The sequence below is a fragment of the Celeribacter marinus genome (genome assembly GCF_965656515.1).
GTDB classification, from domain to species: domain Bacteria; phylum Pseudomonadota; class Alphaproteobacteria; order Rhodobacterales; family Rhodobacteraceae; genus Celeribacter; species Celeribacter marinus_D.
Map to the genome: position 1 here is coordinate 15133 of NZ_CBFHKW010000017.1, position 26067 is coordinate 41199.

13 protein-coding genes are annotated in these 26067 nt (G+C 57.1%); 1 reads left to right on the forward strand and 12 read right to left on the reverse strand.

All coding sequences use genetic code 11. The features are described 5' to 3' along the window. The 5 genes from ACTG34_RS05875 to ACTG34_RS05895 form a co-directional block, all read right to left on the reverse strand. The coding region (locus ACTG34_RS05875) for a DUF2256 domain-containing protein (protein ID WP_439104063.1) at positions 1–190 on the reverse strand (190 nt) is incomplete at its 3' end. 80 nt (positions 191–270) lie between these two features. After that, positions 271–1029, reverse strand: a complete 759-nt coding sequence (locus tag ACTG34_RS05880; RefSeq protein WP_439104049.1) for a phosphatase PAP2 family protein — start codon at positions 1027–1029, stop codon at positions 271–273. Continuing rightward, positions 1022–2473: an ArnT family glycosyltransferase gene (locus ACTG34_RS05885; protein ID WP_439104050.1), complete on the reverse strand. Its 1452-nt coding sequence runs from the start codon at positions 2471–2473 to the stop codon at positions 1022–1024. Before ACTG34_RS05885 ends, ACTG34_RS05880 begins: the two co-directional genes overlap by 8 nt. Further along, positions 2460–2783 carry a lipid-A-disaccharide synthase N-terminal domain-containing protein gene (locus tag ACTG34_RS05890; protein ID WP_439104051.1) on the reverse strand — a complete coding sequence of 108 codons (324 nt, stop codon included), beginning with the start codon at positions 2781–2783 and terminating at the stop codon, positions 2460–2462. The genes ACTG34_RS05885 and ACTG34_RS05890 overlap by 14 nt, the downstream gene beginning before the upstream one ends. Then, the gene (locus ACTG34_RS05895) at positions 2780–3562 is read right to left on the reverse strand and encodes a glycosyltransferase family 2 protein (protein WP_439104052.1); all 783 of its coding nucleotides are present in this window, start codon (positions 3560–3562) and stop codon (positions 2780–2782) included. The genes ACTG34_RS05890 and ACTG34_RS05895 overlap by 4 nt, the downstream gene beginning before the upstream one ends. Positions 3563–4152: 590 nt before the next feature. Here ACTG34_RS05895 and ACTG34_RS05900 point away from each other — a divergent pair. Continuing rightward, on the forward strand, positions 4153–5301 hold the full coding sequence (locus ACTG34_RS05900; RefSeq protein WP_439104053.1) for a BamA/OMP85 family outer membrane protein: 1149 nt from the start codon (positions 4153–4155) through the stop codon (positions 5299–5301). Between the two features lie 39 nt (positions 5302–5340). Here ACTG34_RS05900 and ACTG34_RS05905 read toward each other — a convergent pair whose 3' ends face one another. The 7 genes from ACTG34_RS05905 to ACTG34_RS05935 form a co-directional block, all read right to left on the reverse strand. Further along, a complete protein-coding gene (locus tag ACTG34_RS05905) occupies positions 5341–7188 on the reverse strand; it encodes an efflux RND transporter periplasmic adaptor subunit (protein WP_439104054.1) in 1848 nt (615 codons plus the stop codon). Continuing rightward, positions 7185–9251 carry a translocase gene (locus ACTG34_RS05910; protein WP_439104055.1) on the reverse strand — a complete coding sequence of 689 codons (2067 nt, stop codon included), beginning with the start codon at positions 9249–9251 and terminating at the stop codon, positions 7185–7187. Before ACTG34_RS05910 ends, ACTG34_RS05905 begins: the two co-directional genes overlap by 4 nt. After that, positions 9248–11398, reverse strand: a complete 2151-nt coding sequence (locus ACTG34_RS05915; RefSeq protein ID WP_439104056.1) for a hypothetical protein — start codon at positions 11396–11398, stop codon at positions 9248–9250. Before ACTG34_RS05915 ends, ACTG34_RS05910 begins: the two co-directional genes overlap by 4 nt. A gap of 12 nt (positions 11399–11410) precedes the next feature. Continuing rightward, the gene (locus ACTG34_RS05920; RefSeq protein ID WP_439104057.1) at positions 11411–12286 is read right to left on the reverse strand and encodes an efflux RND transporter periplasmic adaptor subunit; all 876 of its coding nucleotides are present in this window, start codon (positions 12284–12286) and stop codon (positions 11411–11413) included. A 30-nt stretch (positions 12287–12316) separates the two neighbouring features. Continuing rightward, positions 12317–13918, reverse strand: a complete 1602-nt coding sequence (locus ACTG34_RS05925; protein WP_439104058.1) for a TolC family protein — start codon at positions 13916–13918, stop codon at positions 12317–12319. A 13-nt stretch (positions 13919–13931) separates the two neighbouring features. After that, entirely contained in the window at positions 13932–14261 is a 330-nt protein-coding gene (locus tag ACTG34_RS05930; RefSeq protein ID WP_439104059.1) for a DUF3467 domain-containing protein, read from the reverse strand. Between the two features lie 63 nt (positions 14262–14324). Further along, positions 14325–25985 carry a beta strand repeat-containing protein gene (locus ACTG34_RS05935; RefSeq protein ID WP_439104060.1) on the reverse strand — a complete coding sequence of 3887 codons (11661 nt, stop codon included), beginning with the start codon at positions 25983–25985 and terminating at the stop codon, positions 14325–14327. Between the last annotated feature and the right edge of the window lie 82 nt (positions 25986–26067).

The following is a 26067-nucleotide window of genomic DNA, read 5'->3' on the forward strand; positions in this document are numbered from 1 at the left end:
ACGATGCTGCGGCGATAGAATTTCGCGATGTTCGGCACCGCTGTGAGCAATATCTGACCTCGTCCCAACACGCCGCCCATTTCTTTCGCCATGCGAAGGGACGCTGACATGTGGCACAGGTTTTTTGTGGTAAGTCTGATTTCTTCATCGGGGCGGTCTTTTGCAGTTGCTTGGCGGTGTGCGCACTCATGTGGGGGAGGTGGCGCGTCACGGCGCAAAGTCAAGCAAACTCGCGCGAAAACCGCCGCGCAAAAGGGCCAAATGCGGCTCTTAGCGCCACCACATGACACGGTCGAGCAACGCGTCAAATCGTGCTCTTAGCTCTGACGGGGCAAAGCTATCGCGTGCGGTGGCGATTCCCAATAGACGGTAAAGGGCTAAGGCCAAGAGCGCAGAGATCAACACGGAGACGGTCACATCGCTAGTGAAATGACGTCCCAAAAGCACGCGCAAACTAGACCCGAATACAATCAAACCCGCCCCACTAATGAGCGCAAACCTACGGGCGCGGGGGCCAAGATGCGACCACATGAGGCTCACACCGACGAACACAAGGGTCGCGACCAGCGCCGCTTCGCCAGAGGTGAACGAGCAGTTGGACGCGCATTGATCGGAGATTTGAAAGGCGGGTGTAAACGTGCTGGACCCGCCGAATTGTGTCAGATGCGCGGGGCGCGGGCGACCCACATGTGCCTTGAGGATCAAGTTGACGATCACGCCCGGTCCGACCACCAGATTGAGCGTGATATATGTCCAACAATAGAGCCATGCGCGATCCAACCGCCGCGCGGCCCAAAGCCAGATGGTATACAAAAGCGAGCCAAATGCGATCAGTTCCAAGGTCTTTTTAAGCGTGCTGTTCACTTTGGCGGGATAGCCCAATTCAACGGCGATGAATTGCCCCTGATCATTGGTCAACGCGGTCGATATCATGAGATCAAGAGCGGGCCAGACGGTGAATATGATCGTCACACACAGCGCGATTGTGAGTGTTGCAATGTGCAGCTTTGTGAACAGCGGATCAGTCATATGCGGCGCCTTTCAAACAGGTGGTGTCCGTCACCTCAACGAGGACAAAATCTTGACCTTCGACGAAGCCTTGTCCTGCGGTGCGCTGTTGCGTGGCGGCATCTGGACACAGGGTCGTAAGGGATGAGGTGGTTTTGGCCAAGATGAACACAGGCGTTGAGGTTTGGCGCGGATCATACCGGTGTAGCAATTCCCAGTGGTTGTGCGGCGTGCCTGATCCAGCGGGCGCGTTGATCGTGATCCCTGTGCCGCGCGCGGCAAAGGTCAGCGCAGATAGAACATCGCGGCCATCGGCGACGATTATGTCGGCGTTTTGGGCGCGCGCCGTGTCTAGCGCCCAGTCGATAATGTCGGGTTGTGCCACGTAGCGGTGCAAATACAGCCGCCCGTCGGGCATCCGCAAATTGGTGCCCAAGGTGACAAAGACGGGGAGGGCGAGGCTTATCAATAGCGTGAGGCCGAGTGAAATCCTGCGCAAAACGCGGCGGTTTTCCAGTGCGACAGAGGCCACAATGACGCCCGCAAGGACAAAGGTTACACCCCAATTGGCCAAAGCACGGCTGAACAACGCTTGTCCCGTAACGACCAAAAGCGGCAGGATCGACAGTGCATAGAGCGCGATCTGTGGACGGGTCATTTTGCGCAGGTGGGTTAGGCCCCAAAGCCACGCGACAAACAAAACTGGCCCCATGACCGCCAGTTGTTCGGCGACAAATCGCAGGGCTTGTACCGGATAGAGACGCAAACCCGCCCAATCCGCGTCACTGGCCACATGTTCAACCGTGGCAAAGCTATGGGTGGCGATCCAGATCATGTTGGGTAAGACGACGAGCACCGCGATGACACTTGAGGCGAGGGTGGCGCGCCACGAGATGCGCCAGTCGCGCGACACAATGGCCGCCGCGATCATGCCCAAGACCACGTAGATCATGGCGTATTTCGACATGAACGCCAAACCGATGGCGATGCCGAGGGCGAGCGTGAGTTTGGCGCTGCCTGTCTGGGCCAGCTTGTGTTGGGCCAAAAGCGACAGCGCGGCAAAGAACAACAGCGGCGTATCGGTTGTGATGAGGATGGAGCCAAGGGCCACGGCGGGGAGCGTTATGTAGGACAGGGCCGCAAACGCCGCGACTGGTCGCGTGGTGACACGCACCCCAAGCGCAAAGATAACGAGGGCGGTCCCAGCGTGCACAAGGGGCGCACCGATGCGCGCGCCGAACACGGTGTTGCCCGCGAGTTCAGTTGTGAGCCGAATAAGCCAGCCGATCAGGGGCGGTTTGGAATAGGCCCCAAAGGCAAAGGATTGACCCCAAAACCAATACTGGGCCTCATCCGTGGATAGGGTGGTGCCATCCATCCGCAGCCATACAATCCGCCAAAGCGTCAGCAGCCCGATGACCAGATAGGTCATCCGCGTATAGGTGCGCGGATCAGTCGTCGGCATGCGCACGCGCGCGCCTTTCTGCATAGATGAGCCATAGATTGCGCAGGTAGATCACCATGCCTGTGGACTGTCCCAAAATGAAAACGGGATCTTTGCGCCAGATTGCATAGGACAGCAAGATCATGCCCCCACCGAGTGAGAAATACCAAAAGGCTACGGGAATGACGGATTTGCGCGACCGTTCCGAGACGACCCATTGCACCAAAAAGCGCATGGTGAACATCACCTGACCTGTGAGGCCAACCATGACCCACCAAAACTCGCCCCAGTTCGTGACATTGAGTGCGGCCCAGAGGGTTTCGCGGCTCATGATTTGGGTTCCGTGGTCGTCGCAGGCGTTGCAAATAGCTCGCTCGGGGTGCCGCGTTTGCGGCGGTGAATCAGCCACGCTACACCCAATAGATCGGACAGACCCGCAATCGCGCGGCCAAAGTTGGTGTATTTTGAACGGCCCGCATTGCGCGCGGCATGGGTCACATCGACATGTGCAACGTCCCACCCGTCGCGCGCAAACAATGCGGGCAAATAGCGGTGTTGGTGATTGAAAAACGGCAGCGCCAAAAACGCGTCACGGCGGTAGGCCTTTAGGCCACATCCCGTGTCGCGTGTGCCGTCTTTGAGGACAGCGGCGCGAATACCGTTGGCCAGTTTCGAGGCGATTTTTTTGGACCATGTGTCACGGCGATCGACGCGTTGCCCCGCGACAAGCGCCAAGCGTGCGGGGCGATCGGCGGCCATCAATGGCGCAATAAGAGCGGGCAGGTTTTCGGGCGGGTTTTGGCCGTCACCGTCGAGCGTCGCAATCACGGATCCTTTGGCAAACAAGACACCGGAATGCACCGCAGCCGACTGACCAATTGCAACATCATGGGCGATAACGCGAATGTTGGGGTGTTGTGTGGTAAGGCTCAACGCCAAGGCGCGCGTGCCATCCTTTGACCCGTCATCGACCAAAACAATTTCATGAGCCTCCTGCGACAGCGCGTCCATCACACCGTTGACCAAGGCCGTTAGGTTCAACTCTTCGTCGTGCAACGGGATCACCACGGAAATATGTGGTGTCGTTTTGGGGGTGTCAGATTGTGCCATTGGGGGGTTCTTTGCTCTTGGATCAGTGCGCGCCCCTACCTATGGCATTTGGGAAATGCATGTCTACCCTTTGTTTTAAAGCGCGTTGATCCCACATTGCGTGTTCTCACAGCAAAACGGGGACGCGATGGCGCCCCCGTTTCAGTGGTTTTGAGCCTGCTTAGAACGGGCTATCCGGGAAATAGTAATCGGCCGCATTTTCAGGTGTGACAAGTGTGGCGTCGATTGTGTAGACGCCTGCCGTTGGCACGTTGTCGTAGAGGGCGGCAATCGCCAAGCCAATGCCGCACTATATCGCGTCGCAATTGTCAGAATGCGAAGCCGTGAACTGACGCTTGCTTATGTCAAGAAACGCACCAAAGACGTTGAATTCGCAACGCGCGCTTACTTAACTTTTACATAATCTTACTTATTGGTTTATGGATAGGTGCCAGATGCAACACTGACGCCCGCCCGCGCGCGGCGCAAATCCACAGGCTCCTAACCTAATGAGCGCGGAAATATCCGTTCACTAAACACGGCATTTTGTGTTAAACCCGACAGTAACACCGCTTTGCGTATCATAGCGGTCTTTAATGTATTGGATGACCATGGAAAATTTGACCGGTGTTACGTTGTTGTGTGTCGCGGGTTTTGCGGTAAGCGCCTCTGCGCAAGACATGCAAGTCGAGCCTGCACCAGCATATGGACCGACAAGTCAGCTTGCCTATGATCGCACCAATATTATGGGCGAGGGAAACCTGACGGCGGGAATTTGGTATTCGCAGGCTGAACAGGTGTCGCTCTCTTTGGGGATCGAGCAAAGCAAACTTTTTGGCACCGACGAAAATATGCGTCTGTCGTTTGAGGCCAGCGCGTTTACACAAAACCTCCAATTGACACTGGTCGATCCAGATTTTTACGAGGGCGCGTACTCCCGACAATTGGCGTTTTCACTTTATAATGCGACACCGAATAAGTCGCAAAACGGCGACTATGCCTTTTCCGGTGGCGAGGCGAGTATCAGTTTTGGGCGTGCGCTTTCGAATGGTGTGTCGTTCAGCTTTGGCGCGGGTGTGAACGAGTCGCGCATTCAAGATAGCGCAACACTGCCGACGTTTATTAGTGACTACATCGCCCTTGAAGGCGAAAACACCACAACCGTATTTGCCTTTGCCAACCTGCTTTTGGACCGCACAGACGGTGGCGCGCGCCCAATGCGCGGCTACCAGATCGGGGTCGGGACCGAGCTTGGGACTGTTGAGGGGACGGTGTACACCAAAAACGAAATAGCGGCGCATCATTACACCCCGTTCGGCGACAACGTTCGCTTGCATGTGCGCGGAAATATTGCCGCTGGCAGTGTCTTGGGTGACGGAGCTTATCCGATCTTTGAAAACTACTTTGCGGGCGGGCCAGGAAGTGTGCGTGGCTACGCGCAAAACTCGTTGGGCCCGACCTCGTCTATCCCTGACAGCTCCAAACTGGCGTACACGGGCGCAACTGTTCGTGTCACGGGGGGCGCAGAATTATCCACAAAGTTGCTAGAGGCCGAAGACGTGTATGGGCTGGCCTACTTTGATTTCGGCAATGTTTTTGCGGATGATGTAGACACGCGCGATCTACGCACATCTGTGGGGCTCGGCGTCACTTGGGATAGCCCGATTGGCCCGATCAGTGTCTACTATTCATATCCGTTGAACGATCAGGCAACGGACAACGTTGAACAGCTACAATTCACGCTTGGCGCACGGTTCTAAATCCGTGGACTGCGCGTGTTGGGTCTGACCTCTCACGGGTCAGTACCACAACAATAGTCGCAGGTAGTCCGAAATTCGGCGCGTTGCGATCCAGCCTATGGGTTTTTTCCCGACAGAGACTTTAGCCACACCCGTCATCCCCGGTAGCCACCAGTCGTGTGGCGGGTTGTCTGACGTCAACGCGTTCATGCGGATTGGGAAAACGTTGTCGGCGTCCTGTACGGTTGCAGCGGGAATGATCCGTTCCACTCCCATGCTAAAGCGCTCTTTGGGGCGCGCCAGTAAGGTCAGGCGCACAGTCTGGCCGTTTTCAATGAACGACAAATCGCGCTCCGATACAGCCGCCTCGACGTAAAGAGATGACAGCGCGGCAATCGTAACGACGGCTTCGCCACGGCGCACGGCCTCGCCAATTTTCTTTGCAGGTTCCCCATCCACGACGACACCGTCGATGGGGGCGAGTGCGGTCGCCGATGCGAGACGTTGATCAATCTGCATCAGCTTTGTCTTGACCTCTTCGGCCTTTGCCAGTGCAATTTGCATGTCCGAGAGTTGATTCAGAGAGCGGCGGATTTCCGCATCGCGGTTTGATTGGGCCAGTTCCGCCAAAAGCGTTCCACGTTCCAATACCAATTCTGTACTGGCCATCGCGAACAATGGCTCGCCAACACTGACAGCATCGCCCAAAATCAGGCCGCTGCTTTCGATATAACCATCAAAGGGGGCACCCACGAACGCAAGCGCATCGGTTTTGAGAACCGCCGTTCCAGACACGTTGAATGGCACGGGTACAAACAAGATAGCCACGACGAGCGCGAGTGCACTCGCAAGCAATTTGCGTCCTGCGCCTGATTTGGGTCGCAATGCTTTGGGGATGGACGGGGCCACCGCGCGCGCCATTCTGACCGCGAGCCACCGTGTATCTTGGTGCAACCACGACAGCGGACGTTGAACCATTTCGCAGTGCATCCTAAGCGCCCATTGTTCGGCCGCCGAAAACGGACGGCTTTGACGTTCAAGGACGACTGCCCCTAGCCCACGGGTTGATCCATCTTCGAACACCTCGATCATTGGAAAGCTGATGACATTGCCGGGTTGGACGAGACTGGCGTATTGACCATGAGCGTGGGCAACTGTGCGATCCGTATTTGGCCAAGAGACCTCGGCGCCTTGTGTGATGGCCTCTTGGGCGGCTTCCTCGATGAGGGCGGAGGCCTCGGTGCGGCGATCCAGTTTTTCGGCGTGGCTGATGGCGCGCAACCGCATGCCCTCGCGTGCGTGCCAGACCACAGACACGGACTCACAGGCAAATTGTTCGGCCAACCCATTGGCAAAGGCCAGCGCGGCGCGGTCAAACCCGTCACTATCGAGCACCTTACCGAGCAGTTCCAAGGTCAAGCCCAACCGAGCGGCATCGCGTCCCGATTGTCGCAATTTGCGCCCGACATCAAATGTAAGAGGCGTACTTGATAACACCGCCAATCGGTTCATCGCGGCGGCAAGGGCGCGCGGCGCAGTCGCAAAGCGCGCCAGCAAAACCACCTCTTGTCCGTGATCAGAGACTAAAACGCGCGTCAAAACGTGTAGGCCAGTTGCGCCGTTGCCCTGCGCCACGCCCTCCCGTTGCATCTGTTGCAAGATGGCGGGTGTTGTTGAGGCTGCGAGAGTTGGGGGGACTTGGGCGTGGGGCGATGCGGCGAGCACGCGTGCGGCGTCGACGTCCTCATTGGTGTTATACCAAAACAGGGTTACACTGCTGGCCTCACTCAATTGGCGCGCGACATCGACAAAGTACTGCCAAAACTCTGGCGCGGCGCCCGCAAAGTTGGCAACACCGCGAATGACATGCGGAACGCTATTTGGTGCGGTTGTGTCCTGCGGTGTCATATTGTTCCCTTCTCCGAGGAAATTTCGCTTTCCAAAGAGCTTTTTCGTTGTGCGAATGCGAGGCGTTCGGCGCGGCGTTGAGCAACCCAAACCATGAGTCGTGCAAACTGACTTAAACCGCGACCACTACGGTATTGCGTGGACCAGATCGCCGCAAGATATTTGGGTAGAAAACGCCGCATCACCTCCTCATCCATGGAGATATAGGAGCAGGTTGTCCCCGGATCGCCCTGTCGGGCACAGCGGCCAACCAATTGACGGTCGATGCGTGAAAAGTCGTTGGTCTCTGCGATGATGACATGTAGCCCACCCGTCTCATGCACGGCCGGATCGATTTTGATATCGGTGCCGCGCCCCGCCATGTTGGTGGCGACTGTGATCGCACCGGCTTTTCCCGCGAGCGCGACGATACTGCTTTCTTGTGCGTCATTCACCGCGTTCAAAACCGATATGGCGCGGTCGGGCGCGATCGCGAGAAAGGCCTCGTGCAACGCGGCACTTGTTTGGACACTGCGCACGCCGATCAAGACGGCGCGATTTGCATCGGAAAGCGCCAAGGCATCGTGCGCCACCGCCCGCATTTTTTCGGCCTGTGTGCGAAAGACGCGGCGTTTCATATGTGTGCGCTGTACCTTTTTGTGAGTTGGGACAGGCACCGTTTTTAATCCGTATACGCCGGCAAATTCGCCTTGGGCCTCTTTGGCGGTGCCGGTCATCCCGCCGATTTTTGGCAGCCGCCGGAAATACCGTTGAAAGGAAAGGCGTGCGCGCACTTCGCTTGGTGGTGAAATGTCGAGATCGAGACTCGCCTCTAAAACCTGTTGCATGCCCAAGGACAAGGTGCGCGAGCGCGCCAATCGTCCCGTCAGCTCATCGACCAAAACAACCTCGCCGTCCTCAATCACGTAATGTTCGTCGCGGTTCATCAAATGAGTTGCGTAGAGAGCGAGTTGGACCAGTTCCTCGGCGCGGTCGCGGCGTTGCCAAAATGGGCCTGCCTCTTGGGCAAGGGTGTAGACCTTTGTGCGGCCTGCGCGCGTCAGTTCAACCGTTCTTAGGGTGGAATCGAGCGTATAATCACTGTCCGCGATCAGCGCGCGACAGATCAAAATGGATTGCCGCGCAGCACTTTCCAATAGATCGTCGGGATGTGGCGCCGAAATGATCAACGGGGTGACAGCCTCGTCGATCAAGACACTATCAGCCTCATCAACGATGACCTGATGCACCCCTTGTTGGACCACGCCCGATCCGCCAACGGTGCCGAAATTGCGCGCAGCCCGCAAGGCAACATGCCCCCGTTCCTTTTGGCCTTTTAGGGCGAGATCGTCACGCAAATGATCGGCTAAAAAATTTTGAGCGGTCGTGTAGACGATGTCATGGGCATAGGCCGGCCCGCGCGCGGCGGGTTCGGTATCCCCTGTGAGGCTTGCCGCACTCACATTGCACAGGGCAAACAGGGTCTGATTAATCTCGCAATCGCGCGCCGCAAGGTAGTCGTTGGAGGTGACAACATGACAGGGTAGTCCACGCCACGCCGACACAATCGCGGCCATACTGGCCGTAATTGTTTTGCCCTCCCCCGTGGCCATTTCCACGATTGAACCCTCCAACAGGCCAAGCGCGCCAATGAGTTGTTCAAGGTGGGGACGAAATCCGTTGATGCGTCGAACTGCCTCGCTCACTGTCGAAAACGCGGCGATATCATGGGCCGAAATGCGCGTGCTTTGCACGCTATAGTGCAGCCGTGATTGTTGGGCTTGCGTGCGCAAGTGTTCCGCAAACGCTGTGTCATCCAAGGGTTCAAGCGTGGCGCGCATCGTGACGATTTGATGGCCCAAACGGCGCAAACGCGGCAAAGGGCGATTGAGTTTGGCAAGCTGCGCCGAGACTTTTGCGGCCCATTGATCCAGTTTGATCGGCTTATATTCCTCGCCGTGCGTGCCCAAAAGCCGCAGGTGTCGGGAGGGTTGCGCCGATACGATATCGCCCTCATCCCACAACAGCGTGGATTGGTTGGCGTAGCGCGTTTGTAAGCTTTGTAAGGTTGGGCGGGCGGTCATAGTTTGTACCGACGCTGGAAAAACTGTCGCAGAGAGCGCACGGTTTGAGCCGCCAAAGGCGTGGGTTCGAGCGTCATTCGTAGCCACCCCGAGCGTCCGTTGAGGCCGGTTGATGTGTCACGAATAGGGTCTAACGTTGCGGTAATTAGAAAGAAACGTTCGACCGCTTGGGCGGCTTGTGGATCCTCGGTCGAGATTGCATTGGACCCGCCTGCCAAGGGACTAAGCGCCAAGGATGGCAAATCGCGGCGCGAATACGGGAGAATTTGCAGTTGCGAAATCTGGTGGCTTGTTGCGCGCTCACCCTCGATTTTGACCGATACATCATCCTTGCCGAGCCCGCCGATTCCATCAGCCGTCTCTTGGCGCAAGACGCCTTGGAACACGTATTGGCTATCGTCGATCACCTGTCCTATTTCGGTGCCGCGACTGATCCAATTGCCCACTTGGCCGCTCAGTTGCGTACTCACCCAGACCCCTGAATTTGGGGCGCGCACAACCAGATCTTCAAGTTGAGCGTCCATGTAGGTCAAGCTTTGTTGTAGCGCTGTGACCTCTTCGTCGATGGCGGCCAGTTCTACCGAACCTGAGGAAATAGCCTGCGTGCGCCGCGCCCGTGCGCCTTGCAGCCGCGCAGCCAAACCGCGCCGCTGCAACTCAAGTTCGGAATTCTCGAACGTTGCAATGGGCTCACCAGCTATGACGCGGGCGCCTGATCGCTGTGCCACCTGCGCCAACTGACCGTCAACGGGTACAAAAACACGCGTGCGCTGTTGGGCCTCGATCACGCCATCCAAACGCCGGTTGTCGGGGAGCGGGACAAACAAAAACGCGCCCAGCACCACAACCCCTGCGCCAAAGGCAACGGTCAGTTTGCGGCTGTGCTTTCGTAGAAAATACGGATTTCTCAATGGTTTGATTGCCTTAGCTACGGGGGCCACAAAGGCATTATAAGCCAGTGCGGCCGCCACCAATAGACCTAATCCAAGGTATTGATCCGCCACAAACAAGACGATCCCCAACATGATCATGATACGGTAAATGTTGGATGTGATGAAAAACCCGATCAGAAAGGCGCGGCGGCGCGACGACACAACGTCATTGGGGTTTTCTTGTTCCTTGAGGAATTTCGTTGAAAAGAACGCGTTGAATTGCGTCTTTGCCGCGGTGTGTAAATTCGGGATTTCGACCAGATCGGACAGGATGTAGTAGCCATCAAACCGCATCAACGGATTGACGTTAAACACAAATGTGTAGACGGCTGTGACGAACATGAGGTTGAGCGCAATCTCGTTGAGCGCGCCGGGTGGCGCATAGGCCCACAAAATGGTTGCGACCGCGCAGGAAAAAAGATCGGCATACATGCCAGCCGCGCCAACCGCCGCTCTGCGCCACTTGTCCCGAAAATTCCAAACCGATGTGAGATCGGCATAGGGCAGCGGGGTCATCATCAAAAGCATAACCCCCATCGTTCGCACATGCCCCCCGTAGTATTTGGTCAGCGCGGCGTGCGACAATTCATGAAAAAAGTGGGTGATAAATATCGCGATATACAACGGGATGACGTTGTTGATCTGCAAAATATTCGAGGACTGCGAAAACGCACGATCGGAATTGAGGGCGAACTCGATGCCGGCCCAGACCAAGATCATCGCCACAAATGCGATGGCCGGCCAACTATAAATTGCGCGGATCGCGGCGGTATTGCGTTTGAGAAATGGTTCAGGGTCCCAAAGGGGAATGCGGAAAAACAAGAGTTCTGAGATGCGCGCGGGCAGTGGTTTTTTCTTTTTCCCGAGGGCGCGCTCAAGGATGTGTGTTTCACTCACCCCGCCCTCAACATAGATCAGGTTGGCACTATAGAGCGCGGAAATGAGATCAAAGAAATCTTGTTGGCCAGGCGCCGTTTTGGGGGATTTGTCGGCATAGCTGCGCCAAATATCGTTTAGCATCCGCTCGGGTGATATTTCCATGATGAGCGCGTGGGTTTCGGGACGGGCGCGGAAAAAACCGCAATGGGCCGCCTCGTAATACACGTACCAATCCTCGCCGCGATAGCTGTGTTTGCGCACGGAAATGCCCGGCCTAAGACCCACGCGCAATTCGGCAATTCTATGCCATTGATCGTAGAATGTGCGTTTCGCCAACCCGATACTACCCTATTGTGGGTCGACGGTTAGCGCTGCACTTGTGCCGGGGCTAAGCCACTCGGGCGCGTCGATCACGCGGACTTTGATCCGGCGCAATCCAGACGCGGGATCAACCACGGGCGAGACAAAGCTGACTTCGCCCGAAAAATCCGCATCCCGCCCCGTGTTGTGCAGGGTGACCATCTGCCCTTGGGCAATCAATTCGGCGCGCTTAACCGGTAAGTTCGCGACAAAAAACAACTCGCTAATGTCACACAACTGTAGAACGGGATCATTGGCCTGTGCACTTTCACCCGTCCGGCGGATCACCTCACTGATAATGCCAACGGTCGACGCCACAAGGGTGCGCCGCTTTAGGCTCTCTTGTGCTGTTTGATAATCCAGTTCCTCGATTTGCTTTTGGGTTTGCAGGCGTGCCAATTCTGTGACGGCTAGATCATAGGCCAGTTGACGGTTTTGCAATTCCTCAAAACTGATCCCGCGCGCGGCATCGTAGACACGTTGACCGGCGGCGAGTTGTTGCTCGCCCACCTCCACGCGGGCGGTGGCGGCCTCTATGTCCGCGGTGCCTTCCCATTGGATACGGCGGCGATCCACTTCGATCTTTTCGATCTGCTGATCCAAACGCATGAGGGTATCGCCAGCGGCGACCACTTGTCCCTCGACCACTGCGGTTTCGGTAATCACGCCCGACACGGCAAACGATAGCTCTAGATCATCGCGGCACTCGACGATGCCGCGAATGTCCGTTCCGGTCGCGTCCAGCCCGACGTTTGCGTAATCGGTTGTACTATAGTCGATGGGAGCGGATTGGGCGTGCGCCCCCTGCCCCAAGCTGAGAACAAGGACGACAGACCCGCAGGCAATGTATTTCAAAGCGTGCATAACCGCCGTCCTCTTCGTTTTCAGGTTCACTTATTCGATGCCCATGCGCGCAAGCAATGTACCATCGACCTGAGACGCGAGGTAGCTCGACAAGTTGAGCTGTGCAATGGCGTCGGCGCGTGCCTCTTTGGCGATCGTCAGGTTGATCTGGCTGCGTCTCACGTCGATTGAGGAACTACTCCCGCTGTTTGCATTGGCTTGCTCTGTGGCCAACAGTTTTTCTTGGGCGGCGATAATCTCGTTTTGGTAGCGCAGGTTTTCACGTGCACGATCCAAGATCGATCCAATGCCGTTGAGTTCGCTGGCGATGCGTTGGCGGTACGCCCGCATAGTCAGATCAGCCTGTTGTTCGCGCAGTTTTGCCGCCTCAAGGTCCGCCTTTTCGGCAATATTACCACCAAGTCCTTTGCGGTACTCAAACCCGATGCGCCAGCTTTCATAGGGGTTTTTGGCGTTGAACACGTCTCTGAACGGGATGTATTCGCCCGACAATTGCGTTTTCTTGAGATCGACGACGAGGTTGGCCTCGGGGAGAATTTGGTTTTCTGCGACCATGCGCAGAACTTCCTCGCGCTCAATGCGCAGGGCGTTGATTTTGCTCTCGGGACGGCGGGCGTAGACCGTGTCCAGTGACGGCAGCGCGCTACGGCTCAAGGTTTTGGAGGACACAAGACGGAGGGGTTCCGAGGGCGTCCACCGAGCGTGTTGTGCGCGTTGATCCAGTGCCAAGAAATAGATTTGAAGCGCACTTTGTTGTTCGTTCAACTCTTGGCGCGCGAGGGTCAATGAGGCGCGGCGTTGTGCCACTTCTGCCGCCGCTTCGGTCAAGACCGATTGCTCGATGAGGCCTTGGCTGACCTTTTGTTGTAGCTCGCTTTGCAAAAGGGCGGACAACTCGGCCGTTTGCTTGCGCCAATAGACGCGCTGTTGCGCGCGCTGCACGAACAGATAGGTTTTGATGCCCTCAAACGCGCGTTGGGTTTTGATCAGGCGCACGGTTTCTTGTGCGATATCTTCGTCAATACCTGCGACAACTGTCGAGGATGTATTGACCGCTTTGCCCGCGTTTTTCGCGAGTGGGGCCTTAATCGTCACGCCGAGGGCCGCCGAATGTTCGGGGTTTGGCAGGTTTGCACTGGCCTGTAGCGAGTTGGCGATTTGCCCCATCTCATAATAGAGATTGACCGAAATGCCCGATGTATCTTTGACCTCTACGCCGACTTTGGCGGCAGTTTCGAATTCGGAAAACGGGAAATCCGCGCCATTGGCGTTCCCACCAGTACCCGCGGAAAAGTGTTCAGCGGCACTTGTTTGCGCGAACTCGCCGGAGCGGCTTATGTCGGCGTAAAACACGGGCTCAAACTGGCCCAGTGTTCCGATTGCCTTTTGCTTTGCAATCTCGACTTCGAGTGTTTGCACTTGGACTTGTTCGTCCCAGACCGCCAGAACCTTGGCAAAGTCTTTGAGACTGATTTTGCCAGATCCGTTTTCGATCCCCGCCGGTAAGGCGCGCAGTGACATTGAGCCAGCCGGAGCTGGCGCGTCAGTTTTGCGATTGTTCGGGTTTGGCTCACAAGCCACAAGAAACAAACAACTGCACAGGCTTACGGTGGCGAGGGTCGATTTTTTCATCACACAAGGTTCCTTAGGCGATTTTGCCGACTTGTTTTTCGTACTCGCTCAACACACGTTGCAGCGTCTCGGAAAAGCTTTTGGCGACAGATGGGGTCAAAATGATGCGCGACGACAGTTGAATGACAACCTCGTCCTCAACGGCGCCCCATGTTTGGTTGGTGCCAAACAAAAGCGTCACTTCGTCTTTGCTCATGCCGACATTTGCCACGTTGGCGTAGTTGCTCGACATCTTGGTGTCATCAAAACGCACACGCACGTCACGTGTTGGTTGGCTCGCGGATTTTTCTACGTCTGCCTGAGCGGTTGCTGCGGCGTCTGCGGGTGTCTTTTTGGTGGCCATTTGGCGTTCCTTATTGGTTGTGTCCGCACCACGGTTGGGCGGGTTTGGTGTGTGTTTGAGAAATTATTCCGCCGCTATGAGAGGCATATCAATTTCGTCGTCTGACAAAAGCATTGCCTGCAAAACAACAGGTCGGCTCGCGATGGAGTTGAGATCGGACGCGGCCTGTTCCTCGGTGACATGACTGTCGTCGAATGCCTCAAGAACATCAAGACCTTGGTTCCCAATCGCCGCCTCATATCCCGTATTTTCGGGCATGAGTGGCGTCTCGTCGTCCGCATCGATTCCGGTCGGGTTTGCGGGTACGGTATTGGCCGCTTCCTCAATGGTATCGAGTGCCTTTTGCTGTGTCGTCAGCTCGGCATTGTCATCCATATGACGGAGCAAATAATCGGCGATCAGGATCGGGCGAATGTCCTCCTTGTCTTGTTCCTCTTCGAATTCAAAGCGGCGTAGGAACCGGTCATACGGATCATCGTGCGTACCAAAAGCATTGGCACCAAAGAGATCCGCAAGTGCAAACAGGCTGTTCTCAGTGCCAAACAGACCCGCCGCTACCGTCGCGCGTGCGCTGGCCGGAACCGACAACGCTTGGACGACTTGGACCCTGTTCAGGTTGCCCCAGTTGCTGTCAAAGAACGGTTGTGCCTGATTGTGGATCAAGAACATGCGCTGACCAGGCACCGCAAATACGCTCCCCAATTGTGTTCCGTCACTTGTCCCGTAGGCCATGTATCCGTGCTCAATGACATCGGGCGAGATGATCACGATGTCCCCAAGGGCGGTGTTCGAGATGCCCGCATCGGCGACCGTCAACCCTGTGCGGTTCTGGATGTTGATCCCGCCCTGCGCGTAGTTGATCGCCGAGAGCAATTGAGTGTTGGTGTCGAGCGTATCGGACCATTCGGCGCCAATGCCCTCGTCGGCCACAATATGAAGCATTGGGGAGACGATGTTGTCGATCAGCTCGGACAGGGTGTTGTCGAGAACGGCCCCGCCCAGTGCTTCTAGACGCGTGGCGGTTCCCGCGACGATCAGGTCGATTTCGATATTGCCGGATGCATCGGATGTGAGGCCGTCGACAACACGGATTGTGATATCGTTGGATGTGATCAGCGTTTCGGCGTCCTCCATCACGACACCGCCGTTGTCGATCACGATATTGATCGTGTCACCCGCGTTCACCACAGTTCCGTCGAACATGGCGAGTGTGCCCGTTCCAATGGAGATGGCGAGATTTTCGACAGCGGTGAGTTGCGCATCATCGCGCAGCGCCAGATCGCCCGTGACAATGTCGACCGCAACGTCACCTGCGCTGGATTGAACAATCGCAGTGTTGATAAAGCTGCTGTTCCCCGCAGTGACACCCAACTGTACGCGCTCACGGCCCAAGAGGTCCGTCAGGCCGCTACCGGTTATGCCGCCCGATGCGTTGAGGGTGAGGGTATCGCCCGCTCCAAAGATGCTGCGATGGCGCAAGGATGCCGTGCCGTTCAACAAATCAATCGTGATATTGCGCACAGCGGTGAAGGTGCTGGCGCTGCTGGTGGACAAGTTGCCCGTGTCAATTGTCGCAGTGATGTCGTGGCCCGCCGTCAAAGACGAGCTTTCTGTCAACGTGAGCGACCCTGTGCCTTGTGACAGGTCCAGATCGCCGGTTTGTGCGGTGATCACGGTCACACCGGACATGGCGATATCGCCCGTACCGGTGATGCCAATGGCAACGTCGGTTTTGCCCTGAACCGTTGTGGTGCCTGTGAGGGTCACATTGCTAGACGCTACGTGGACGTCAACGTCATTGGTGTCCGCGATGATTGTCGTGGTGCCCGATGCGGCAAGGCCAATCCCCTCGCCCAGATCAATCGCAACACTGTCACCCTCGATGCGGGTTGTACCGACCATCGACAGGCCACCCGTTTGGGTCGTGATAGACGCCGCACCGTTTGTCGCCGTTAGGGTTGTGAGGCCAGAGACGATGACGTCACCGACAGTGGTCGATAGCGTTGCGTTGCCTTGCGCGGTCACGGTTGTGGTGTCCTCAAACAGGATGTCACCCGCCGCGGTGCTCTTGGCCAAAACATCGCCCGTGGTTGCGGTGATCGTTGTCAGGTCACGTGCTATCAATGTGCCCGTTAGACACAGGGCAACATCGCGTCCTGCCGTCACGGTGGTCACATCCTCGAATGTGATGTCGCCCGTGATTTGCGTGGCGATATCGCGACCCGCGGTGAGTGTTGTCATCCCGAGCGAGCGCAGATCACCCATTTGCGCCGTCAACGAAATGGTGCCGCCCGCGTCAAGTGTGGTGTTGTCTGCAAGATCCAACATCCCCGTTGTCAGGGTCATTGAAATGTCCGCACCTGCCTGAACAGTAACGTCGTCGAGAACGTTCACGCCGCCACCGGCCAACAGGGCAAAGTCACCTGTTACCGTCACATCATAGAGGTCGAGATCGTCGCGATCAGTGATCGATACATCCGTGCCATTGAGAACGGTAAGATCCTCAAAGTCGTTGTTGGCGGATGTGAGGTCAATGTCGCCCGCAGATGCGGTCAAGGTCGTAAGCGCACTGCGGCCATCGGCGGTGATCGCCGTCCCCGTGATTTGACCGATATTGCCCGTGTCGGCGGTCAGGGTAAGATCGCTTCCGACTGTTGTGTTGCCGAGCAAAATTGATTGTGCATCAGCATTGCCTGCCACGGTGATGCTCAGATCACGCGCCGCATCAACGGTGGTGAGTTCTAGGCCACCGGTCATCGCCGTAAGCCCAACATCGGCGTCTTCGCCCATTGCGGAAACACTATCGATGAGGCCCGTTTGGCCTGCGAGGCCGGTAAAGTTGATGAACATATCGCCGCTTGTCGCGACAAGTGTGCCCACATTTTGCGCCGCAACGTCTAACGCGCCTTTTTCAAAACGGTTGCCGATGGCGGTCGCGCTCATGGTGTCAAGGCGGCCATTGATAACAACAAGGTTCTCGTTGCCCGCACCCTCAAGGGTGGAGGCGTCCGACACTTTGCCGGATGTCGTGACAATGGACACGTCCCCGTTTTGCGCAATCATCCGAGAGAGCGCAACATCGCGTGTGGCTTCGATATCCAATGTCCCTGCGCCGGTCAGACCCGTGGTCGTCAAGACGCCACCGTCCTCTTGTGTCAGCGCACCCGATGCCACTTCGATTTTGGCACGTAGGACCGTTTGCGTGTCGGCCAGCGTCAAAGCGCCCGTATCGACCAAGAGCTCCATTTCGCCCGTGCTTGTGACGGTCTCAAGACGCAGGTCACGGATAGATCCAATGTAGATCCCGCCATCGCCACCGGTAATCCGGCCAACGGTCGCAATATCCAGATCGAGATCGCCAGGGTTCACATCGCCATCGTATGCGCGCGCCCCGATAGCGAGGCCTGTAAAGACGGCAACGGCATCGTTGCTCAAACCCGTTACATTCGGACGCTCGGCGGCTGTTCCGTCAAGGATGCGACCCGCGGTCCCTGCATGGATCGTAACCGTGCCATCCGTCGTTTGCAGGTAGGCCAGTGTGATATCGCCCGTTGCCGCGAGGCTCAAATCGCCAGCCGCCACAATTTGCGAGGCCTCGTTCTGGCTGATGCCACCCGATGCTGTCGCGAGCGATACTGTGCTTGCGCGCACAGTTTGCACAACTGCGAGATTGCCCGATGTCATGTCGACATCGAATGTCCCGTCGATTGCCGTTGCGGACGTCAGGGTTGTCGTGCCTGTCTGTGTTCCCAATCCGAGCATCACATCACCCGTTGCGGTGACGGAATTGAGACGGTCGGTTTTCACATCGAACCGATCATCGGCGGTCCCGATGTTGTGTGCCGACAGATCGACCAGACCGTTTGCATCGACGTTCCAGCCTGCGTTTGGCTCATTTGTAAGGCCATCGATCAAGTTGCCACTCGCCGTCATGCTCGACTGTGCTGTCAGCGCGGTTGCGGTCACATTGGTGACGGTCAGATCGCCATCGCCCGCAGTCATCAAGACACCGTTCACAGAGGCGATGTTCGACCCTGCGGCCATGGTGAGCGCGCCGTTGGTCGCAAAGACAGTTGCCTTTTGCGCCACAACACCCGCCGTCAACGTCAGATTGCCCGCACTCGCGCCAAGGACGGTGTTGCCGCCCGTCGCGGTGACGGCGCCGAATTCGGCGGTTTTCGTGCTTGTGATGTAGACGCCGCCAGTGGTTGCAGTGGCGCTCTCAATCCGGCTGGACGCGATTTCAATCTCGCCGCCCGCTTGGGCCGTCCCAATCGCCGCCGCTGTCAACGTGACCGTTTTGCCCGCTGTTTTTGTGCTGATGATCGCGGTTTCGCGGTCTGGGGAGTTGTCAAAGATCGTCCCGCCAGCAGTTAGGACAACAGACCCCTCAAGGCTCGTGAGCGCGCTCAAGGCCATGTCGCCCGATGTTGTGAGATCAATATCTTGGGTGACAAACAATTTCGCGGCCTGCGCCTGTGTCAGACTGCCGCTATCGACCATCATCTCAAGGCTATCGACACGCACTGTACCCGAAAGGCCCAAATCACCGCCGGACTGGATGAATTTCGCGGTGCCAAGCGTATCAAGCTCCTCAAGGGAGGCACTCGAATAGGATGTCACAGTGATATTCTGATTGCCGAGCGTTGTATCCGTAGCAACCAAAGAGGCGATGTTGGAGACATCAATATCAATGTCACCGTCGAGGGCCGTTGTGCCGATGGACAAGGCCTCAATGGTGAGCGCGCCAGATCCCATTTCGATGTTGGCAATCTCGCTGCCATCGCCGTTTAGACCTGTGCTGACGTCAATCACGCGTCCCGTGGCGTTCAGTGTCGCGTCACCCGTGAGAACGGAGAGACGTGCAAGGTTGATGTCGCCAGTTGCGATAAACGTGGCCGCGCTCAGGGACGTGATTTCGGTGCCATCGGTTTGAACGATGCTGCGCACGTTTGTGGGGGACGTGGTCGCACCAAGGTTAAAGATCAAGCCGCCGGTTTTGACGTCACCTGTGATGTTCAGATCGCCCTCGTTGACCGTCAGGGCAAGTGCACCCGTGGTGTTCGCTGACTGCAAGATCGTCCCACCCGTGGACAAGGATTCAATCGTTGCACCACCGGCGTTATCGGAGGTGGTTGTAAGTTCGATTTTGCCCACAAGCAGATCAATATCTCCAACACCCAGCGTCCCGATGCTGCTTCCCGATGCGGTGAGCGTGCCAACGGTTACGATGTTGGCGTTCTCATCTGCTGTCAGGTCACTGATATTGCCGCCCGAGCTGATCAAGTTGATCACCTGATCGGTGTCGGTTGCGGAGCCGATGACGTTGGAGAGCGCCAATCCTGCGCCGCCCCCGAGGGTAATAGTGCCCTCGGACGAGATTGTTTTGCCATCGACCATGGTCAACGATCCGGCATTGGCGCGCAGTGTAATCTCTTGCGCTGTTACATTGCCTTGGACCAACAGGTCGGCCTGTTCGGCTGTGACGACGAGCGTTTTGCCGATGGACCAATCAATGGACGATGTTCCCAACTCGACGGTGGGGCGATCATCGCCCACCATTGGAGTGGTGATGTTGAGATAGGCATTTTCCGGGGTCGAGACGAGGCGCACAACGCCGTTGCCACCATCGCTATGGGCAAGTGCGTCGAGCGTAACAGATTGCGCCGAGGTTCCGAGTTCATTTTGAACATCCAGAATGATCGTGCCGCCCGAAATGTTTGCCGCACCGTTTGTGTTGGTCAGACCCTGAACAACGCCCTGTGTGGTGAGCGAGATGGTTTTGTCAGCCCCTGCCGAGACTTCGGCCAAGGTGATATCGCCATTCGACAAGATTGTAACATCGCCACCAGCACGAAGCGCAGACCCCGCAGCCATCGTGAGACCCGCCGCGCCAAAGTCGAGGTTGAGGTCGCCCGCGGTGTTGAGCGTTCCTTGGAACGTTCCTTGGTTGCCGACACCAATGCTAAGGCTCACCCCGTCAGGGGCTGTGACGTCTGACAATGCCGCAACCGCAATGTCGATTGTGCCGGCCACCTCATCGGGTTTGGTCTCATTTGCGAGACTGCCCACGGCCCACATTTTGACCTTGAGGTTGCCATCGGCGGCGTTCAGGGTTGTGGTCCCGGACGTGATGATGTTGCGCTTTTCAGTGCCCAGACCGTCCGTGATTGTCCCGTTTTCAGTCGAGATATAGACGTTGCCGTTGTTGGCGATCAATTGGCCCAAGACGATGTAATCAATCGCATTGATGCGAATGTCGCCGGTTGTCGCCGTCACGGTGTAACCCGCCATATCGTAGAAGTTGGTGGAGGTGAGGATCAGCTCGTTCACCGTCACATCGCCCGTGAGTGTAAAGTTGCCGCGGGCTTTCAATTCGCCGCCCACATCCGTCTGACCCAAGAACAGTTGGGTTTCCGCATAGACATCCGCGTCACCTGTTGACGTCAGCCCGATGCTCATTTTGTTGCGGTCACGAATGTCCAGATTGTCGGAGTTGACGATGGTAACATCGCCAATGAATTCGTTGAGCGCGATGCCCGCATCGGACACGTTGTCGAGGGTGATGTTATACGTGGTGGCCCCTGCGGCCGCCGTTAGGGTCGTGGTGCCTGTGACCTCCAAAACATCGTTTGCTGTGGACTGGGAAATGTGACCTGCGGCATCGATGACAAGGTTGCCACCGACACTCAGCATGCCGAGGGTCGCGAACTGACCCGTGGTGAGAGACAAATCACCCGCAGTCGCGCCCTGAACTGTTAGGTTATTTGCGTCAACAAGACCCACAGTGTTGGCTTGCGTGATCGTGACGAGATCGCCCAAATCATTCGCTGCATTGGTCAAGGTGATGTTGTGTGCGGTCCCTGCATCAAGACGTGTTTGCTCCGCAACCGTGACCGCACCCGTTTGGGTGATCGCGCCAGATGTTGTGATCGCGAGGGTGCCATCGACCGACAACTGGCCGAGTGCGACCGCATCGTCGCCCGTGAGTGTGAGGCCGGATGTGCCAACCGTGCCCATGACGGCCAGTGCGCCCGTCGCAGTGAGTGCGGCTCCTTTGGCCGTCAGATCAACCGCACCTGTAAAGGTGTTGGTGGCGTTGATCAGGGTGATTTTGTCACTCGTGCCCACGGTCAGTGTGGCCGCGCCGCCCATGGTCAACGCCGTCCCTGTCAGTTGGGTGAGATCACCCGCTGCTGTCAAGGCGGTGGTGCCGGACGTGGTGACATTGCCCAAAACGAGCGCGCCCGTGGACGTCACATCCACATTGCGAGCGGAGGCGATGCTCAATGGCGCGCCAAAGGTCGTGCCATTGTTCAAGGTGATATCACCGGAGCTTGCCGCCAAGGATGTAGACCCCGACACCGAGACTGCGCCGCTATCCGTCACACCAACGGAGGTGATCGTGAGAGCTTTGCCAACCGTTAGCGCGCCAAGGTCGACCGAGCCGCCCGCCGTGATGTCCAAATCCTGTGCAATCGTGCCTGTCACCGACAGATCATTGGCATCTGCCACTGTGACATCGTTGTCGCCTGTCACCGTGACGCGGCCCACAAAATCGTTGCTGACATCGTCGAGCGTGATCGCATCGTCAGATCCGGCGGTCAGTGTTGTCGCCGCCGCAACAGTTATCGCGCCAGACTGGGTGATTGCCTCGCCGGCGACCACAGTTAGGGCATTGCCCAAATCAGAGGTGCCAAGGATCAGCGCGCCCGTTGTGCGCAACACCGCGGCTCCCGTGACATCCATCTCGACCGCGCCGACAAAGCTGTTTGCCCCGTTCAGGGTCAATGTGTTTGCCTCGATGCTTGTCGCACCTAAGACAGTAACCGCCGTGTTGACGGTTTGCGTCACACTCCCTGCGCCAAAGCGCAGGGTTAGATCGCCGCCCACACTGGTTTTGTCCATCACGGCGGTTGTGCCGCTCAATGACATATCCCCTGTGGCCGAGACGCTTCCGATCAAGCTCAATAGACCTTGGCTGTTGAGGGTCAGATTTGCGTTGCTGCCTTGCGCTGCACCGGCAAACGACAGGTCATTGGCGTCATTGAGGGTAATGGAGCCTGCACGCACAACCGTGACGCGCCCTGTGTAATCGCTCGCCGCGTTGCTCAACGCGATGTCTGCGCCGTTGCTGTTGAGGGTTGTGACACCACCCACCGAGATCTCACCACTGCCTGTCAAAGTGCCGCCCGTGGAGACGCTGAGCGCACCTGTTGCGGCGATATCCGCCAAGACGAGCGCATTTGAATCGCGCAGTGTCACGGTGTGACCCGATGCCGACACTGTCCCGCGCAAATCGTTGTCCGCAGAATCCAGGATGACATTCGAGCCATCAAACTGCGCCGCACCCGACACAACCACACCGCCATCATCCGTGATCTCGCCGCTTGCGGTCACGTCCAGCGTGCTACCAATATCGCTATTGCCCAGAATGATATCATTGGCATCGCGTATCGACACTTGTCCTGCGCTGACTATGCTCACCGAGCCCACAAAATCATTGGCTGCGTTTTGAAGGTCTACCGATGATGTGACACCCGAGCTGTTGATAGACGTGCGACCCGCGACCGAGAGAATACCCGCGCTAGTGATGGCACCGCCCGCTTTGACCGACAAGCTGCCCGAGAGGGTCAGGTCGCCAAAGGTGATATCATTGATATCGTTGATCGTGAGATTGCGCGCGATAACCGTCACGGTTCCTTTGAAATCATAGGCACAGGTCAAGGTTACATCTTGGTCAACCGCATTGATCACGGTGTTTCCGTCGACAACCCACACATCAATGCCACAGGTATCAGCGCCGGACACCTTGCCACCTGACGTGATTGTCAGATCGCCGGACACCGTGGCGCTCACGAGGCTCAGGGCGCTTGCCGTTGTAATGTCGACATTGCGCGCGGATGCGATCGTGACATCCCCCTCAATGATGTTGGCGGCATGCGTAAGATCGATATCGGCCGCTGTTGTGCCGGTATCAAGCGTGACATCGCCCGTGATGTTGAGGCCGGTTGCAGTCCCAGATTTTTGGGTAATCGCACCCTGTGTTTCGATCGATGCCGTGCCGCGCGCCGTAATAGCGCCCAACTCGATCGCATTGGCATCCACAAGGGCGACATTGCGCGCCGATGTGATCGTGACCGTATCGGTAAAGTCGTTGCCCGTTTGCGAAAGAGTAATGTTGTTGGAGCCCGCGTCGATTTCTGTCGTGCCGTGGACCGTAATCGCACTGCCTGTCGATTGTGAAACATCACCGCCAGAGACGATTGAAACCTGCGCAGTCGGTGTGCCTACGGTGCCAAGTGTCGTGGTGTTCAGCGTTAGCGCGCCGCCTGTTGTCACATTCAGATCACTGGCAATGGTCCCGCCGATGGTCAAAGCGTTTTGATCGACCAAGCTGACCGTGTCGGCCGCCGTCACATCTACCGCGCCGCCGAAATCATTGTCGGCGTTGGTCAACGTAACGCTCTGGCCCGCTGCCTGTATTGTCGTCGCATTGGCAACCGTCACGGCCCCCGTGCTCGTCACGGTGCCTGTTGATGTCAGGTCAAGGGTATCGCCCACGGTGACCCGCCCAAGCGTTGCACCGTCACCTGTCAAAACAAGATGCCCACCAACGGTGGTTGCGCCAAGTGTCACAGTGCCAAGGCAGGCAAGCGTTGCATCCCCGTCAATCTGACCGTTGAGCAACAATGCGCCCGCATTCGTCAGCGCAACAGTGCCCGCCTGAGTGATAGACACCTCACCGACAAATCCGTGGTTAGCGCCATCCAGATCGATCGCGGCACCATTGTCGGCGCGCAGTGTTGTGGTCCCTGCTACAGAAATCACGTGGCCCGTATCAGATAGCGTGCCACCGGAGTGCAAAACAGCATCCGCGCCAACGCTGAGTTGACCAAGGGTCATCGCGCCACCAGACGTCACGTTAGAGCCGCCTGCAACGGTCCCCGTCAACGCCAGTGCATTGATGTCATTGAGGGTTAGATCCGCACCGCTATCGACCGTGACCGTGCCGCCAAAATCATTCGGGCCAGTCAGCGACACGTTGTGTCCTGTTCCGCTGGTCAGTGCCGTTGTGGTTCCAACTTGCACCGCGTCCGTCCCGATCACAGCTTCGGCGGCAGTAAAGTCTGCCGCCCCTGACACAACCACTTGCGTCAATGTGAGCGTCTCACCCGCAGTTGCGGTAAGGGTTTGCGCCGTCCCGCCAAGGGTAAGGGCATCCGCATCCGTCACACTGACGGTTCGGGCGTCGACAGTCACACTGTCAAAGTCATTGGTCGCGGAGGTCAATGTGACATCGCCGCCGCTGATGATGTCCGTCTGGCCACCAATGCTCAACGCACCGCTTTGGGAGAAATTGCCTGTTGTGGTGACGGATAGCCCGTCGACCAACGTCCAGCCAACGCTACCGGCGGTCAGACCGCCCGTGCTGGTAATCTGCGCGCTGTCGCCCGTTAGGGTTCCAATCGTCGCGGTTGAGGATGTGCGAAGATCGACGTTTACCGATCCTGCGCCACCCGCGAGTTTTGTGATCGTATCGGCGGCAAGGACAAGTGGCCCTTGGGTCGAGCCGATCCCTTGGCCTGCCTGCAACGTGACCGACCCGGCAGTGTCGATGTTCAAAATGTCATCTGTACCGGCGGTATTGCCATCGGTGATTGCGCCACCGGTCGTGACCGTCACGGGATTTGCGGCCTTGATCTGACCCAGTGAGATATCACCGCTGTTCGACACAAGCGTCACAGCGCCCGGTGTTTCAAGCACGGACCCCGTGCGCATGATGATGTCACTCGCATCTGTGCTAACGCTGATCGGGTTCGCCGTGCGAGAGGACACTTGGCCGCCTTCACCGATGATGACGCCACCAGACCCACCACTAATCGAAATGGAATCATTGGCCGAAATCGTGCCCGCGACATCAACGCTTTGGCTATCGATAGAGACGGTCGAGGTGGAATAAAGCCCGACAATGGTCACGTCCGCCGCGGCGAAATCAAGATCAACAGCGCCCTCATAGAAGCCCGCAAGCGTGTAGTCGCCCGTGGTGTTTTCGGCGGCGTTGTTCCATGTCTGCCACCCAACGGTCACGTTGGACGGGTTTGATTTCAGATGCTCCGAGAACTCGAGCTGGGTCACGCGTGTGATGTCAGCCATGTTCAAAACGCTGGTGCTGTCCGCTGTAAAACGATCGGCCTTGTTGCGCGCATATGCGGTGAACGTGTTCGCGATCACATCATAGCTTTTGGACAAATCCGCGCCCGCAGCGGGGGCGTATTCTGGAATGTCGTAAAGAATATCGACGGCATCATCGACCAAGACTTCGCGCACATCGCCCGAGGTTTTAATCGTGATATCGCCCAATTGGCCCGCGTTGATATAGTCAATCAACACGCCGCCCGTCAGACCATTCGTGCCTGTCGCCGCCTTAATAGTGCTGGATGATACATTGTGCCAAAGCACTTCGTCCGCAATCGACGTGGCATCGAGGCCGAGTTGCGTCAAACGCGCTTCCAAGGCCGCTTGTTCGCCCTCAAGCACACCGGTGTCGCCCGCGAGGAACAACATGGTGTTGCTCGCATCATTGAGTTCAAACTGTGCATTACGGATCAACAACGTGCCTGACGCTTGAACCTCAAGCGAGCCTTTGGATTGCGTCACATCGAGTTCCATCGCCTTGCTGTTCGCAAGTTTGACAAACGTACCCGCGGCATCGACCGTCATCGCATTTACGCTCGTGCGCACATCAATGTTGGATGCGGATTGTAGTGTAATCGTATCGGCGTAGATCAGTTGCGAGCCGGTG